We start from the raw sequence: 15,273 nt of genomic DNA on the forward strand, positions 1-15,273 counted from the left end.
CCCGCTTCCCTGTTGCCGTTAACCCGAAACCTCAGATTCGGGCGGCCATCCTGAGGACTTCCGAGGCCACGGCGTCCGCATCCCCCAGGGTGCGGGCGCCGTCGGCGAAGCCGGCCCCGGCTTCCGCGGCGATCGCGGTGCCCCACTGCACGCTGGAGAGTTGCAGACCCAGCACGAAGATCCCACGGTGCGCGATTCCCGCGGCGTCGACGAGCCGGTACGGCTGTCCGACGACGTCGAATCCCGAGCCATACACTCCCTCACCTTCGGGGTTGAGCATCAGCCGGGGGCGTGCCAGCCCATCGGCCCACAACTGCTCCAGGAGCGGGGAGGCGGTTTGGGCGACCCGGTTGGCGGGCATCATCGCCTCGAACATGTACTGGGCGGTGACCGGCTCGTCCTGCACCCAGGGCGAGGATGCGGCAAAACATGCCGCCTCCTCGTCGAGCGAGAACACCGGATCGGGGCCGACGAACTGCACGATGCCGGCGCGCGCCAGCGCCGCTAGTTCCTCGATCCGCTGCAGGGGCGGCCCGCTGGCCAGTCCTTCGACGAGGGGCTCGAACCAGCGGCCGAGCTCATCGAGCCGGCTGGCATCATCGAGCATCCCCTCGGCCACGAGGCGTTTGACGATGCCGCGGCCGGCGTTCAGTGCGCCGATCGCCATCTTCAACGGGTCATCCTCCCCCCGGGCCGAGGATTCCGCATCATGTTCCAGGTATTGCAGCACCGCCCCCTGGTAGGCGGAATGTCCGACGAATCCGCGGTCGGCGAAGGGGTGCCCCAGCCCGGCAACATCGAGCCATCTGGCCTCGGGGGCCGCCCGTTCGACGAGTTCACGGGCCACGGTGCGCCAGACTTCCTGGCCATGGACGTGCGGGGCGTCGAGGATATCGTCCAGTTCCGCCAGGAAGGTCCCGGGTTCCTCGAAGAGTTCGGGTGAGACGCGGGCCAGGGTGGCGTAGTAGGTGTGGAGCACATCGCGGTGGAGCAGCGGCCAGATATGGGCGTTGAACCCGACCTTGCCGCGGGGTTCACCCGGGGCGCCGTCGGCGGCGAGGGCATGGACGGCGTCGAAGGTCAGGTGACGCAGGGAAACCGAGGCCGGCAGGAAGGAATCGATGCAGGCCTTGGCCCGGTAGGGAGCCCCCCGGCGGGAGGCTGCGTGCAGCAAGGGTTCGCGGCCAGTGCCCCGGTACTCGAGGGCATGGCCCGGCCCCTTTCCGGTGGAGACGAAACAACCGCCGCGGCCGACGGTCATCGCGGTCATGGCGTCGAAGAAGTTCAACCCGAGCCCGCGCACCAACACCGGCTCCCCGGCCGGGTAGATCCCCCAATCAACGTCGGCGGGGACGTTGGGTCCCTGGTAGTGCAGTCCGACGGCGGTGGCGCGTTCCCCGGCGGTACGCTGCAGCGGGTTCGCATGCGCCGGAACGTGTCCGACGGCCAGCACGACGGCTTCGGCCACCAGGTCGGGCACGGCGGGCCCCTGCCCCGTTTTCCGCTCCAGGCTCAGGCGGTAGCCGTTGGCTTCGCGGCGGAGACAGGTGGCTTCGGCACGCACCACGGTGAAGGAGGCGACGGCAGGATGCGCTTCGAGCCGGTCGCGTACCCGGGAGAACACGTGGCGGAGATAGCTGCCGTAGATCGCCCGGCTGGGGAAGCCGTTGGCCGCCAATTCAGCCAATTCGGCCCGTTCCACAGCATCGAGGTCGGCACCGTCTCCACCGCCGACCCTGAATTCCTCGAAGGTCAGCCCCGCGTTGTTCCCTAGCCCCCGCGCCGGGGCGACCGTGGGGTAGAGCGCCGGAGTGTTCATCAGGTAGTACCGCGGCTGCTCGGGAGCCCAGACATGGCCCGGCCCGGGTTCGCAGGGGTCGACGACGGTAATTTCCAGCCTCCGGGCAGGACGGGAGCCCTCGGGATCCCGGACCTGATCGGCCGCTTCAAGCCGGGCCAACACCCGTTCCAGGGTCGAGGTCCCGCGAGGTCCGGAACCGACGATCACCAGGGTGAACGGGGGTGCTGCCACGTGCTGCTCCTTCGCTTGGACCATGCGGGTACCCCGCCTGCTTCCCCGCCGTTCCGCAGAGGGCCGAGGGTTCCCAGCGTACCGCCCGGCCACCGGGCCACTCGTAGACTGAGCCCCATGGACAGCACCTCTGCAGCCCCGTTGACGGGGCCGACCACCGATTCCGATCCCGACGACAACTTCTCCTGGTTGGAGGATATCCACGGGGCAGCAGCCGTGGACTGGGTGAGGAAACGCAATGCAGCGACCGAGGACATGCTGCACGATGAGGCGTACCGGTCGCTGGAATCCTCGGTCCTGTCGGTCCTCGATGCCCAGGACCGCATCCCGATGGCCACCAAACGCGGCAGGTATTACTACAACTTCTGGCGTGACGCCTCCCATCCGAAGGGCCTGTGGCGGCGGACCACCTGGCAGTCCTACGCCGGCGAGGACCCCGACTGGCAGATCCTGCTCGACGTCGATGCCCTGGCAGCGGCGGAGGGCACCGACTGGGTCTTCGCCGGGGCCGCCCTGTTGCGCCCCCCGGAGGGCGGGGACTACCTCCGTGCCCTCCTGCGCCTCTCCCCCGATGGCGGGGACGCGGTGGCGGTGCGCGAATTCGATCTGCAGGCGGCACGTTTTGTCCCCGACGGTTTCTCGCTGCCGGCCGGGAAGAGCCAGGTCAGCTGGGACGGTCCCGACGCCTGGTACGTGGCCACCGACTTCGGCCCCGGCTCCTTGACCCGTTCGGGGTATGCCCGCACCGTCCGCCGGGTTCACCGCGGGATGGACCCGGGGCAAGCGCCCGAGGTCTTCGCCATCGAAGCCTCCCATGTGATGGCTCAGGTTTCGGTCGACCAGACCCCTGGATACCGGCATGTCACCGCCACCGACGTCGTCGACTTCTTCAACACTTCCACCTCGATTCTGCGGGAGGGGCAGTGGGTGCCGGTCGAGGTCCCCACCCACGTGCGGGTCGGCCTGCACCGCCAATGGCTGATGTTCAGTCCGCAGCAAGAGTGGGAACTGGGCACCCGGACCCTGCCTTCCGGTTGTCTGGCCGTGGCCGACCTGGACGCCTTCCTTTCCGGGGAGCGCACCGTGACCGTGGTCTTCACCCCGGACGCCGACACGTCGTTGCAGTCCTCCTCCTTCACCGCCGACCATCTGCTGCTGACCGTGCTGCATCACGTCTCCTCACGGATCCTGGTGGCAGATCCTGCCGACGGCTGGCAAGTGCGTCGGCTCGAGGTGGGTGGGGAGGAACACCAAGACCTATCCATCGGGCCGGTCGACGATGAGGACCCGGAGACGGCCAATGACTTTTGGTTGGTCTCCACAGGGTTCCTGAGCCCGGCCACCCTCTCCCGCGGGACCATCGGGGCGGGAGCCCCGCAACCGATCAAATCCTCCCCCGCCCGCTTCGACGCCACGGGTTTGGAGGTCCAGCAGCATTTCGCGACCAGCGACGACGGGACGGCGGTCCCCTACTTCCAGGTCGGACCGAAGGATCTGGCCCTTGATGGGGCCAACCCGGTGTTGATGAACGGTTACGGCGGATTCGAAACCAGTCTGACGCCGTCGTACTCCGGGGTGGTGGGCCGTGCCTGGCTCCGCCGGGAATCCACCTCCGGCAGGAACGGAGTCTATGTGCTGACCAATATTCGTGGCGGTGGCGAATACGGTCCCGCCTGGCATCGGGCGGCCTTGCGGGAGAACCGGCCGCGGGCGTATGAGGACTTCGCAGCCATCGCCAGGGATCTGGTGCACCGCGGGGTGACCCGCCCCGAACATCTGGCAGCCACCGGACGCAGCAACGGCGGTTTGCTGGTCGGTAATATGCTCACCGTTTATCCGGAACTCTTCGGTGCGATCTCCTGCGGTGTTCCCCTCCTGGACATGCGCCGTTATACGCGGCTGTCGGCAGGACACTCGTGGATTGCCGAATATGGCGACCCGGATGTTGCCGAGGACTGGGAATTCATCGCCGGGTTCTCCCCCTACCATCTGCTCGATGCGGCCCTGGCTGCGGGGAAGACCTTCCCCACCACTCTTTTCTGGAGCGCGACCAGCGACGACCGGGTCGGGCCGGTGCAGGCCCGCAAGATGGCGGCGAAGATGCTCGACGCGCAGGTTCCGGGGATCTGGTACCGCGAGTCGTTGGAGGGCGGCCATGCCGGGGCATCGGATAACCGGCAGAGTGCCCAGATGCTGGCAACCAGCTACGAATTTCTGTGGCGGGCCGTGAGCTGAGGGGCATTTTGAATTTGGGGGGCACTGTTCGGTAGTCTTGGGGGGCTGCCACGGCAGCGCTGGAGACGTGCCAGAGCGGCCGAATGGACTTCACTGCTAATGAAGGGTCGGGGTTATACTCGACCGGGGGTTCAAATCCCCCCGTCTCCGCTGAAAAACCCCTACTCAGGTAGGGGTTTTTTTGTGCCTATTTTTTCCCGAAGGCCGTCAGCAGTTGTTCGACCATCTCGGCGGGAAGGCCCGTATGCCGGTGGACGATCTCCGCGGCCTGCCCGAGCTCCCCGGCACGGACGAACCCCAAGAAGCGGGTCCTGTCCTCCCCCGGGAGGTCGCTGGCGCTGAATTGCACGTGTCCTTCGGGGCCGTCTCCCTCGAAGCTGAAGTCGGCAATATCTTCCGACATCGATGCCGGGTTGCCATCGACCGGCGCCGTATCGAGAAGTTCCCTGATGGAATCCCGGTCCAGGCCCGAGAATTTGGCCAGCAGGTCTGCCGCACCGTCAAGATCGTGGTCACGCAGCAGCGACTGGAACTGGTCAAACTCGGCAGGGGGCAGTTCATCGGTACCGAACTCCCGTTTGACGCCGTCTTCCTCCGCGGAGATCCGGAAATTGGAGGTTTTGCGGCTGGCCCCGCTCCCGAATTTTTCGGCCCATTCCTCAGGAATGGTGAAATCGTCCAGATTCGCCTGCGCCGCGGGACCTGACGGGTCGGCAGCCTCGGCCGTGGGTTCGGTGGGCCCGGCCCCTGCCACGTCGCCCCCGGCCGCCGGGTCGGCGCCCGGTTCCCCGGGAGCAGCTGCGGATGCTTCGCTGCCCGTGGCTTCCGCCGGCGGCCGGGTGTCCTGCACCGGTTCCTGTGTCTGGGCGAACGAGCCCCGATCCTGGTGGACCTGCGGGTGGGCTTCGAGGCTGCGCACGGCAATGATGCTGGCCTTGACCCCCACACCGGTGGCCGAGCGGTAGGCCTGCACGGCGCCCATGAAGTTCCCTTGGGCGAGCTGACGGTACACGGCACGGTGGGCTTCGGCGCCCAACTGCCCGGCGGCCTCCCGGGCCGATGCGGGCCCGACGGAACCGTTCACCTCCGCGGTGGTCTTCCGACGCAGCCGCGCCACCCACCACCACACGGCAGCCAACACCAGTAGCGGGACCACAACCCATAACAACGTCTCCATGCCCCAAGTCTAGGGCGTGGGTCCACTGTCTAGGCAGAGACCGCCAGGACGAAAGGCAGGACGGCGTCGGCCCCGGCTTCTCGGAGCACCCGGGTGGCCTCGGTGAGGGTCCACCGGCTGTCGACGTAATCGTCGATCAGCAGGACCGGGCCGTCCAGGGACGCCAGTTTCTCGGCCAGGTCGGCTCCCACGGCGAACTGCCCCCAGACGGCGGCGAGCCGGAAGGCGCTATTACCTCCCGAAGCTCCCCGGGGTCCGCCATGCGGGTAGTCCAATGCCCCGAGGTAGGGAAGCCGGCCAATTCCTGCGATCCCCCGGGCGAAGGAGCCCACCAGTTCACCGCGGGTGCGTGAGGGCAGGCTCACCACTGCTGCCGGGCGTTCGGCCCAATCCCATTCGGAGAGCACCTGCACGCAGGCCCGGAGCATCGCCTCCTCGATGGGGGCGTCGGGGGCCTCGTCGACGGGGGTCGAGAGCAGGGTCCGGAGCCGGGCTCCCCAGCCCAGGTCGGTGAGTCGGGCCAGGGCCCGACCGGTGCGGGCCTGGTCAGCGGATTTGATCTTGCCCTTCAGCGGGACACCCAGGCGGTCCATCCCGCCGGGCCACATGGCCCGGGGGTCGACCTGGACGCCCACCCGTCCGAGGGCCGCTTGGGACCTGTCGCGGGCCTCATCGCCGATCGTGTCCTGATACCAGGGGCCGGCACAGTTATCGCAGCGCCCGCACGGTGCCGCTGCCGGATCGTCCAGCACACGGGAGAGGAACTCCATCCGGCAACCGGTGGTGCGCTCGTATTCCAGCATCGAATTCTGTTCGTCGACGCGGGCCGCGGCGACCCGCGCATACCTGGCGGCATCGTAGGACCAGGGTTCGCGGGTGCGCGCCCACCCGCCGGCGACCCGTTCCACGGCCCCGTCCACGGCCAAAACCTTCAGCAGCAGTTCCAGCGGGGAGCGTCGCAGGTTCACCCGGGCTTCCAGGGCCGGGACCGAAACCGCCGTTCCGGCAGCTTCCAGTTCGGAGAGGACCGCGTGAGCCCTTTCCTCGTCGGGCATGGAGGAGGTGGCGAAGTACCTCCAGATTTCGCGGTCCTCGGTGCCCGGCAGCAACAGCACGTCGGCGTTATCGGTTCCACGGCCGGCACGCCCCACCTGCTGGTAGTAGGCGACCGGCGAGCTGGGGGCCCCGACGTGGACGACGAAGCCGAGGTCGGGTTTATCGAAGCCCATCCCCAGCGCACTGGTGGCGATCAGGGCCTTGACCCGGTTCTCCTTCAGCGCCTGTTCGGACGCCGCCCGCTCTTCGGGGTCGGTCCGCCCGGTATAGGAACGCACCTCGTGCCCTGCTTCACGGAGCAGCCGGGTGATGTCCTCGGCCGCCGAAACCGTCAGGGTGTAGATGATGCCGCTGCCGGGCAGGTCGTCCAGGTGGGTCAATAACCAGGCCAGCTGGGAACGCGGGCTCGGCAGCCGCAGGACACCGAGCCGCAGCGATTTGCGGGCCAATGGTCCGCGCAGGGTGAAGACCTCGGCCCCGCCCACGGCCAACTGTTCCTGCACGTCGTGGACCACCCGCTCGTTGGCGGTCGCCGTGGTGGCCAGCACCGGAACATTTCCCGGCAGGGCGCCGATGAGGTCCCTGATCCGCCGGTAGTCGGGGCGGAAGTCATGCCCCCAGTCGGAAATGCAGTGGGCTTCGTCGATTACCAGCAAGCCCATTCTGCGGATCAGTTCGGGCAGCTGCTGTTCGCGGAAGGAAGGATTATTCAGTCGTTCGGGCGAGACCAGCAGAACGTCCACCTCGTCGGCCTCGAGCTTGGCGATGATCTCCTGCCATTGCACGGCGTTGGCCGAGTTGATGGCTTCGGCCCGCACCCCGGCACGGGCCGCTGCGGCGACCTGGTCGCGCATGAGGGCCAGCAGCGGGGAGACGATCAGTGTCGGCCCCGAACCACGGGCGCGCAGCAGCAGGCTGGCCACGAAATACACGGCGGATTTGCCCCAACCGGTGCGCTGGACCACCAGGGCCCGGCGGCCCCCTTCGACCAACGCCTCGATCGCTTCGAACTGGCCGTCATGGAATTCAGCCCCGTCGTTTCCGACCAGCCGGCGCAGGACCGTCGTGGCGTCTTCGTGTAATTGTGCGTTCCGCGTTTCAACCATGGCCCCAGTATCCCAGCGAGGACCCACGGTTGGGCACCGGCCGGGTGAAGTCGGTGGATCATCGCGTGGACACGCCCCGAACAGCTAAGCTCGAACCCGTGAGCAGCGAGATTGATCTTTCCCTTTCCTTCAAGGCCTACGACGTCCGCGGCATCGTCGGCGAAACCATTAACGAGGAGATCGTCGAGGCCGTCGGCGCCGCCTTCGTCGACATCCTGTCCCTGGCCGGGAAACAGGTTCTGGTCGGCGGCGACATGCGCCCCTCCTCCCCCGCCTTCAGTGCGGCCTTCGCCCGGGGGGCCTCCTACCGCGGGGCCGATGTCTGCCTGTTGGGACTGATCTCCACCGACGAGCTCTACTTTGCCTGCGGTCATCTGGACGCGGCCGGCGTCGTCTTCACCGCCAGTCACAACCCGGCCGCCTATAACGGCATGAAAATGGCGAAGGCCGGCGCCGTGCCGGTCTCCTCCGATACCGGGCTCTATGACATCCGCGACCTGGCCCAGACCTACCTGGAGGAGGGCCTCCCGGTTTCCGGGGACGTCCCCCAGGGCGAGATCAGTACCCGGGACGTGTTGGAGGACTACGCCACCTACCTCAGATCGCTGGTGGACCTGTCGGGGATCCGCCCGTTGAAGGTCGTCGTCGATGCCGCCAACGGCATGTCAGGGATGACCACCCCCGCGGTCTTGGGCGATGATCTGTTGCCGGGGCTTCCGCTGGAGATCGTGCCGATGTACTTCGAGCTGGACGGCACCTTCCCCAACCACCCGGCGAACCCGCTGGAGCCGGAAAACCTCAAGGATCTGCAGGCCGCCGTGGTTGAACACGGCGCCGACCTCGGTCTGGCCTTCGACGGCGACGCGGACCGCTGCTTCGTCATCGACGAGGCGGGTCTGCCGGTTTCCCCGTCGGCCGTCACCGCGTTGGTGGCCCGCCGCGAGATTGCCCGGGCGAAGGCTGCCGGTGAGCAGACCCCGGTCATCATCCACAACCTGATCACCTCCCGCGCGGTGCCCGAACTGGTGGAGCACGACGGCGGTCGGCCGGTGGTCACCCGGGTGGGGCACTCCTTCATCAAGGCGGTGATGGCCGCAGAGGGCGCCGTCTTCGGCGGCGAGCACAGCGCCCACTATTACTTCCGTGATTTCTATAATGCCGACACCGGCATGCTCGCCGCGATGCATGTGCTGGCCGCCTTGGGGTCCCAGGACCGCCCCCTGGGCGATCTGGCCGCCGAATACGAGCCCTACTTCTCCTCGGGGGAGATCAACTCCGAGGTCGAGGACAAGGAGGCGGCAGTGGCCCGCGTCCTGGAACACTTTTCGACGCAGGACACCGTCGTCGATAGGCTGGACGGCACCACGGTGAAGGCCACGGATGGATCCTTCTGGTTCAACCTGCGCCCTTCCAACACCGAACCCTTCCTCCGCTATAACGGGGAAGCCGTAGACACCACGACCATGGAACGCGTCCGCGACGCCGTCCTCACCCTTGTCAGGAGCAATGCATGAGCGAGAACCCCACGGAAAACCGGCTGGCCGAACTCGGTGAGGCAGCCCACCAGGACCTGAATAAGGTGCTTGGCACCGCCCTGGGCGTCGCCCGCGAGCAGCTCGAAACCAATGGTGTCTTCCTGCCCTTCGCCATTGGCCTGGAGCCCGACGGCGACGCAGAAGGCGAGTTGCGACTACTGGCCGTCCAGCCGGATGAGAACGAAGAGGATCCCGAGGCGGATGTCGACGCCGAGGTCATGATGGATGACCTGGTCACCTTGCTGATCGGGCAGCGCGAGAACTTCGTCGCCGTGGCCCTGGTCTCCGACGTGACCCTCCTGCAGGAAGAATCCGACGCCGTCCACGCCCTCGCCGAGCACAGCCTCGGTGGCGCGGTGGCCATCATTCAGCCGTATTCCTCCCCCGCCGCCGACGGTGGCGAATGGACCTTCGAGGAGCCCGCCCCGGAAGCCGCCGACTTGAGGATCTGGGCCTGATTCTTGCGGGCCGGGCGGCGATGTCATGAGAATCAACGCCTTCTCGGATGTCTGCCTGCGACTGCTGATGTTGCTGGCCTCCCGGCCCGACACCCTGCTGAAAACCCGGGACATCGCCGAGGCGATCGATATCCCCTATAACCAGGTGTCCAAGGCCGTGCACCGGCTCGGCCAGCTGGGTCACCTGGACGTGAAGCGTGGCCGTACCGGTGGCGTGCAGATCAACCCCTCGGGTTTATCGCTGGGCGCCGGCACGCTGCTGCGCAGCCTCGAGGGGCAGGGCGACCTCGCCGAATGCACCACCGCCGACGGCGCGGACGCCTGCCCGCTGATTGCCGGCTGCCGCCTCCGTACGGCGCTGGGCCGGGCCCAGGAGGCCTTCTACCAGGAGCTGGACCGTTGGCCGATCCGCGATCTTGCCACGTCTCCCGCGCTCCGCACCCTCCCGTTCCCTACTTTTCCGTAACCGATTTGCCCATGTTTTCTACAAGGTGTAGAAATGACTCATAATACTTGCGGATCAGACGCAAGTAATTCGACCTCGAGGAGATCCGATGCTCTCAGAAACGTCCCGCCCCGTCGTCCAGGCGACACTTCCCGTGATTGGCGAACGGATCGGTGAGATCACCAAGAAGTTCTACGCCGGGATGTTTGCGGCACGTCCTGAACTCCTGGACGGCATGTTCAGCCGCGCCAACCAGAAGAACGGAGCCCAGCAGCAGGCCCTGGCCGGCAGCATCGCCGCCTTCGCCTCGCATCTGGTCGAACACCCCGATTCGCTGCCCGAATCGGTCTTATCCCGGATCGCCCATAAGCACACCTCCTTGGGTATCCAGCCTGACCAATACCAAATCGTCTTCGACTACCTCTTCGCGGCCATCGCCGAGGATTTGGGCGACGCGGCCACCGACGAGGTCGTCGCCGCCTGGTCCGAGGTGTATTGGCTGATGGCCGACGCCCTGGTCAAGATCGAGAAGGGCCTCTATGCCGAACAGGCCAATGACCGGATCTACTCCCCGTGGAAGCTGACCTCCAAGCAGTCCTCCGGCCTGGATTGCATGACGTTCCGTTTCGAGCCGGCCGACGATACTGCCGTCACGGTGGCCAAGCCCGGCCAGTTCGTGAGCATCCGCGTGCCGCTGGCCGATGGTCTGCGCCAGTGCCGCCAGTACTCCCTGTCGGATAACGTTGAATCCACCACCGAGCGGGTGCTGACCACCAAGCTCGACGAAGGCGGGGAGGTTTCCCCCTTCATGCACCGCAACCTCGAGGTCGGCGACGTCGTGGAACTGTCCAACCCCTACGGTGACATCACCCTGGACATGGACGGTGGCCCCATCGTCATTGCCACCGCGGGTATTGGTTGCACCCCGAGTGCTTCGGCCCTGCAGTCCCTGGTCTCCACGGGATCGGACCGTCAGGTGCTGGTCCTGCACGCCGAGGCCGTGGAGTCCAACTGGGCGCTGAAGGACCAGATGCTCGCCGCCGTGGAGCAGTTGCCCAATGTCGAGATGCGTCTCTGGCTCGAAGACACCACCGGAACCACCGAGAGCCTGCAGGCCGCCGAGGGGTTCATGAATCTCTCGGGCATCGAACTACCCGAGGATGCCCGGATGTATCTCTGTGGCCCGCTGCCCTTCATGCGTGCGGTGCGCAGCCAGGCGATCGCCGCGGGCGTGGCACCCACCAACATCCACTACGAGGTCTTCGGCCCCGACCTGTGGCTCGCCGCCTAGGCCCGAGCCCGCTGCCCCGGAAGGGGCAGCACACCGGAGCGGCCCGCGAACTGGATGAGCCAGATCGCGGGCCGCTCCGTGACGTTTACACGCTGAGGGACCCGCAGGAGCTTCCACGGTAGCCACAGCCGTCGTCCTGTCCCGCGGGGGCTCAGACCTCATGTTGTAGCCCCGGGACCCTTTCGAGGCGCGGGTGGACCTCACCGCGTTCGATCCATGCGCGGACCATGGCGTTGAAGAACAGCGGATCCTCGACGCTCCATTGATGGTGCAGTCCCGGAGCCAGGCGGAAGACCGTATCCTCGCGGATGGCGGCCACATCGGCGAACCCCTTGCGCACCAGGGCCGGTTCCCGGGCCCCGGCCACCATCATCAGACGTTCGGTGTACTCCCCCAGACCGTCGGGCAGACCGCCTGCCTGGACCTCCTCGAGCATGGCCTTCATGTTCTCCGGGCGGAGGGTCAGCCCATGTTCGGAGTAGAGCCTGCGCGAATTCGCGGGAATCCCGAAGGCACCCGCCTGGACCTTCCAGAACCATTCGGCATCCCCGAAACGCAGCTGTGCCGCCGTGGAAAGTCGCGTCCCGGCCCCCACCGGGCGGATCCCTGCCCCGGTGAACAGTGCGCTGGCAAAGAGTTCAGGATGCCGGGCCAGCACCCGCAAGCCCACCACACCACCCAGGGATTGGCCGACCAGATGGACCCTGCCGTCCTCGACCTCTTCGGCGATGAAGGCCGCGACATCGTCGGCAGCACTATCGAGCCCGGACCAGTCCTCCTCGGCCCGGGCTCCGAAACCCGGTAGATGCGGGGTGAAAATCTGATACGCCGGGAACGCTTTGACCTGCGGATCCCACATCCAGTTCGCCACGTTGCCGCCATGGAGGAAGACCAGCGTCTGGGCCGGTTTACCGTCCATCCGCGGGCGCAACGGCCGGTGGATCTCCGGATAGCCGGCCGGGTCGGGGCGCTCTGCGGCAGCGGGCCGCGCCGTGGGGCGCTCGTTCATGGCAGATTCCCTTCGACGGAGTCGAGCCAGGACAGTTCGGCACCGATATGGGCAATGCCGTGATCCAGCGTGGCGGCCATCAGGTAGCCGCGTCGATCGGTCAGCGCCGCCTCATCCAATTCTGCGCGCAGTGCCCGATACGACAGGTGCAGGTCTTCGGCTTCGATACGGCGTGCCGCGAGCAGTTCCACGACCTCGTGGCGTTCGAGTTCCCCGGAGAAGAAGATTCGTCCCAGGAAGGGCTCGCGGGCCGGCTGGCGGTCCAACGTTCCGGTCAGCCAGTCCTGCAACGCCGCCCGACCGGCCTCGGTGATGTGGTGTTCCTGGCGTGCTGGATAGTTTTCCTGTGGCACGGTCTGCACCGTGGCCAGCCCGTCGGCGACCAACTGGGCCAGGGTCCGGTAGATCTGCGCCTTATCGGCATTCCAGAAGTGGTTGATGCTCGAGTCGAAGTGTTTCTTCAGGTCGTAGCCGGTCATCGGCGACAGGCTCAGGAGCCCGAGAATCAAACGTGCGAGGATCATGTCTCCATCATGCCAGCCTGCTAGGTGAACTATCGCCTATTGGCCCAGCGTGTACCCTCAACTCCAACTGAAGGCCGTCAGCAGATACATGGGGCGGGGAGCCGGCCCGCAGACCATCAGAGAGGGTCCGCGGGCCGGCTCCCCGCCCGTCGTGTTCTTCGCTGCCTGGACCGGTTAGGCTCCCAGACGCTGCTTCAATCCGGCCAGCTCATCCTGCAGGGACTGCGGCAGGGACGGCCCGAACTTGGCGTACCATTCCTCGATATCGGCCAGCTCCTGCTTCCATTCCTCGGGGTCGACCGTCACGGCCACCTCGAGGTCTTCGGCGGTGAAAGAATCCAGACCGCTCAGATCCATGGAGTCCCCGGTGGGCACCTTGCCGATCGGGGTGTCTTGGGCATCTGCGATGCCTTCGATGCGTCCAATGATCCACTTCAGCACGCGGGAGTTGTCGCTGAACCCCGGCCAGGCGAATCCGCCCTCGGGGGTGCGGCGGAACCAGTTGACCAGGAAGATCCGCGGCAGGCGGGCCGGATCGGCCTTGGATTCAATGGAGTCCCAGTGGCGCAGGTAGTCACCGGCGTCGTACCCGATGAAGGGCAGCATCGCCATCGGGTCGCGGCGAACCCGGCCCACGGCGCCGGCGGCTGCCGCAGTGGTTTCCGAGGACAGCGTGGAACCCATGAAGATGCCGTTGGTCCATGAGCTGGCCTCGGTCACCAAGGGGATGGTGGTCTTGCGCCGACCACCGAAGAGGATGGCATGGATCTCCACCCCTTCGGGGTTGTAGAACTCCTGGGAGAGCATGTCGAGCTGGTCGATCGGGGTGCAGAACCGTGAGTTCGGGTGCGCCGCCTTCGTCCCGGAGGCAGGAGTCCAGTCGTTGCCGAGCCAGTCGGTCAGGTGTTCGGGGACCTCGTCGGTCATCCCCTCCCACCAGACGCCTCCGTCGTCGGTCAACGCGACGTTGGTGAAGATGGAGTTGCCCTTGGTGATGGCGCGCATGGCGTTGGGGTTGGTGCTCCAGCCGGTACCCGGGGCGACGCCGAAGAGACCGTATTCGGGGTTGACGCCCCGCAGTTCGCCTTCTTTGCCGATGCGCATCCAGTTGATGTCATCGCCCAAGGTCTCGGCGGTCCAGCCTTCGATGGTCGGTTCCAGCAGGGCCAGGTTCGTCTTGCCGCACGCCGAGGGGAAGGCCCCCGCCACGTTGTAGCTTTTGCCCTCGGGACTGGTGAGCTTGAGGATGAGCATATGCTCGGCCAGCCAGCCTTCGTCCCGGCCCATGACCGAGGCGATCCGCAGGGCAAAGCACTTTTTGCCCAGGAGTGCGTTGCCTCCGTATCCGGAGCCGTAGGACCAGATCGCCCGCTCCTCGGGGAAATGGACGATCCATTTCTCGGGGTTGCAGGGCCAGGCGACATCGGTGTCACCGGCTGCGAGCGGGGCGCCGACGGAGTGCACCGCGGGCACGAAGAAGGCGTCGCTGGCTTCCATCTTGGCCAGGACGTCGATGCCGATGCGGGCCATGATCCGCATGGAGGCCACGACATAGGCGGAATCGGTGATCTCCACGCCGAACTGCGGGTGCTCGGCATCGAGCGGGCCCATGACGAAGGGTATGACATACATGGTGCGTCCGCGCATCGATCCGCTGAAGCGTTCGTTCAGGATCGGCTTCATCTGCTGCGGGTCCATCCAGTTATTGGTGAACCCCGAATCCTGCTCCTCTGTCGAGCAGATGAAGGTACGTTCTTCAACTCGGGCCACGTCCTTGGGGTCCGAGAAGGCGGCGAAGGAGTTGGGGAACTTCGCCTCATTTAGTCTCACGAGAGTACCGGCGTCGACCAGCTCGGCGGTGAGGCGGTCGACCTCCTGTTGGCTCCCGTCGACCCAGTGGACACTCTCCGGCTGCGTGAGCTCCACAATGTCGCCGACCCAGGCCAGTAGCTTTGCGTGGGTCGTCGGTGCGGTCTGACGCTCTGCGTCGAGAACCGTTTGATCGGAGCGCTCGCTCATGTCCATTCCCTCCATTGGGCTTGTACTGGTCCCTCGATGCTAGGACGGGGCCGCTAGGCTCTGGAGGTGATGCGGATCGCTTGCCGCCCCGACGGGAGGCCCGGCAGCCGTTCTTCCCCGGATTCGCGGGGTTTCAAACGACCTTACTGTGATTAAGATCACATAGACCGGTCTAGTTGTATTGTGAATCATCCGGGCACCCCCTTCGAGGGAACCTCCGATTTTGCGCCGCCGCCAACTGTCTGTATAGTTATTCGAGGTCAGCGGCGGTGTCGCAGACCGAGCGCCCATAGCTCAGCTGGATAGAGCGTCTGTCTACGGAACAGAAGGTCAGGGGTTCGAATCCCTTTGGGCGCACCACAGAAAAAAGCCTCGCTTCGGCGGGG

11 protein-coding genes and 2 tRNA genes are annotated in these 15,273 nt (G+C 66.4%); 7 read left to right on the forward strand and 6 right to left on the reverse strand.

What is annotated here, in order from left to right; translation table 11 throughout:
* Positions 1 to 31: 31 nt before the first annotated feature.
* Positions 32 to 2,032 (reverse strand): FAD/NAD(P)-binding protein, encoded by a 2,001-nt coding sequence (locus tag CIK75_RS15180; RefSeq protein ID WP_241895499.1) that lies wholly within the window; start codon positions 2,030 to 2,032, stop codon positions 32 to 34.
* Positions 2,033 to 2,149: 117 nt separating this feature from the next.
* On the opposite strand from CIK75_RS15180, the gene CIK75_RS15185 reads away from it, so the two are divergent.
* Positions 2,150 to 4,267 (forward strand): prolyl oligopeptidase family serine peptidase, encoded by a 2,118-nt coding sequence (locus tag CIK75_RS15185; protein WP_096224579.1) that lies wholly within the window; start codon positions 2,150 to 2,152, stop codon positions 4,265 to 4,267.
* Positions 4,268 to 4,328: 61 nt separating this feature from the next.
* Positions 4,329 to 4,417 (forward strand) — tRNA-Ser (locus tag CIK75_RS15190).
* A 37-nt stretch (positions 4,418 to 4,454) separates the two neighbouring features.
* Here the strand turns inward: CIK75_RS15190 and CIK75_RS15195 are convergent.
* Together CIK75_RS15195 and CIK75_RS15200 are read right to left on the reverse strand one after the other, a co-directional pair.
* Positions 4,455 to 5,444: a hypothetical protein gene (locus tag CIK75_RS15195; RefSeq protein WP_143413357.1), complete on the reverse strand. Its 990-nt coding sequence runs from the start codon at positions 5,442 to 5,444 to the stop codon at positions 4,455 to 4,457.
* A gap of 29 nt (positions 5,445 to 5,473) precedes the next feature.
* Positions 5,474 to 7,606: a RecQ family ATP-dependent DNA helicase gene (locus tag CIK75_RS15200; RefSeq protein WP_096224581.1), complete on the reverse strand. Its 2,133-nt coding sequence runs from the start codon at positions 7,604 to 7,606 to the stop codon at positions 5,474 to 5,476.
* 98 nt (positions 7,607 to 7,704) lie between these two features.
* On the opposite strand from CIK75_RS15200, the gene CIK75_RS15205 reads away from it, so the two are divergent.
* The 4 genes from CIK75_RS15205 (at position 7,705) to CIK75_RS15220 (ending at position 11,335) form a co-directional block, all read left to right on the forward strand.
* Positions 7,705 to 9,120, forward strand: coding sequence for a phosphomannomutase/phosphoglucomutase (locus CIK75_RS15205; RefSeq protein ID WP_086995118.1), 1,416 nt, complete (start codon positions 7,705 to 7,707; stop codon positions 9,118 to 9,120).
* Positions 9,117 to 9,599: a hypothetical protein gene (locus CIK75_RS15210; RefSeq protein ID WP_086995074.1), complete on the forward strand. Its 483-nt coding sequence runs from the start codon at positions 9,117 to 9,119 to the stop codon at positions 9,597 to 9,599. The genes CIK75_RS15205 and CIK75_RS15210 overlap by 4 nt, the downstream gene beginning before the upstream one ends.
* Positions 9,600 to 9,624: 25 nt before the next feature.
* Positions 9,625 to 10,065 (forward strand): Rrf2 family transcriptional regulator, encoded by a 441-nt coding sequence (locus CIK75_RS15215; protein ID WP_086995077.1) that lies wholly within the window; start codon positions 9,625 to 9,627, stop codon positions 10,063 to 10,065.
* Between the two features lie 88 nt (positions 10,066 to 10,153).
* Positions 10,154 to 11,335: a globin domain-containing protein gene (locus tag CIK75_RS15220; RefSeq protein WP_086995081.1), complete on the forward strand. Its 1,182-nt coding sequence runs from the start codon at positions 10,154 to 10,156 to the stop codon at positions 11,333 to 11,335.
* A gap of 151 nt (positions 11,336 to 11,486) precedes the next feature.
* Here the strand turns inward: CIK75_RS15220 and CIK75_RS15225 are convergent, their stop codons facing one another.
* From CIK75_RS15225 to CIK75_RS15235, 3 genes are all read right to left on the reverse strand, one after another.
* The gene (locus CIK75_RS15225) at positions 11,487 to 12,344 is read right to left on the reverse strand and encodes an alpha/beta hydrolase (protein ID WP_198962462.1); all 858 of its coding nucleotides are present in this window, start codon (positions 12,342 to 12,344) and stop codon (positions 11,487 to 11,489) included.
* Complete coding sequence (locus tag CIK75_RS15230; RefSeq protein ID WP_086995084.1) at positions 12,341 to 12,868, reverse strand: PadR family transcriptional regulator; 528 nt, start codon at positions 12,866 to 12,868, stop codon at positions 12,341 to 12,343. The genes CIK75_RS15225 and CIK75_RS15230 overlap by 4 nt, the downstream gene beginning before the upstream one ends.
* 174 nt (positions 12,869 to 13,042) lie before the next feature.
* Positions 13,043 to 14,887, reverse strand: coding sequence for a phosphoenolpyruvate carboxykinase (GTP) (locus CIK75_RS15235; RefSeq protein ID WP_086995123.1), 1,845 nt, complete (start codon positions 14,885 to 14,887; stop codon positions 13,043 to 13,045).
* A gap of 283 nt (positions 14,888 to 15,170) precedes the next feature.
* On the opposite strand from CIK75_RS15235, the gene CIK75_RS15240 reads away from it, so the two are divergent.
* Positions 15,171 to 15,247, forward strand: a tRNA-Arg gene (locus CIK75_RS15240).
* The last annotated feature ends 26 nt before the right edge of the window (positions 15,248 to 15,273 follow it).

Source organism: Glutamicibacter sp. BW78 (genome assembly GCF_002332245.1).
Taxonomy (GTDB): Bacteria; Actinomycetota; Actinomycetes; order Actinomycetales; family Micrococcaceae; genus Arthrobacter_H; species Arthrobacter_H rhombi_A.

Coding starts and splice junctions, on each gene's coding strand:
- CIK75_RS15220 (WP_086995081.1), top strand. CDS start 10,154: ATGCTCTCAGAAACGTCCCGCCCCGTCGTCCAGGCGACACTTCCCGTG.
- CIK75_RS15235 (WP_086995123.1), bottom strand. CDS start 14,887: ATGAGCGAGCGCTCCGATCAAACGGTTCTCGACGCAGAGCGTCAGACC.
- CIK75_RS15195 (WP_143413357.1), bottom strand. CDS start 5,444: ATGGAGACGTTGTTATGGGTTGTGGTCCCGCTACTGGTGTTGGCTGCC.
- CIK75_RS15185 (WP_096224579.1), top strand. CDS start 2,150: ATGGACAGCACCTCTGCAGCCCCGTTGACGGGGCCGACCACCGATTCC.
- CIK75_RS15215 (WP_086995077.1), top strand. CDS start 9,625: ATGAGAATCAACGCCTTCTCGGATGTCTGCCTGCGACTGCTGATGTTG.
- CIK75_RS15210 (WP_086995074.1), top strand. CDS start 9,117: ATGAGCGAGAACCCCACGGAAAACCGGCTGGCCGAACTCGGTGAGGCA.
- CIK75_RS15200 (WP_096224581.1), bottom strand. CDS start 7,606: ATGGTTGAAACGCGGAACGCACAATTACACGAAGACGCCACGACGGTC.
- CIK75_RS15225 (WP_198962462.1), bottom strand. CDS start 12,344: ATGAACGAGCGCCCCACGGCGCGGCCCGCTGCCGCAGAGCGCCCCGAC.
- CIK75_RS15230 (WP_086995084.1), bottom strand. CDS start 12,868: ATGATCCTCGCACGTTTGATTCTCGGGCTCCTGAGCCTGTCGCCGATG.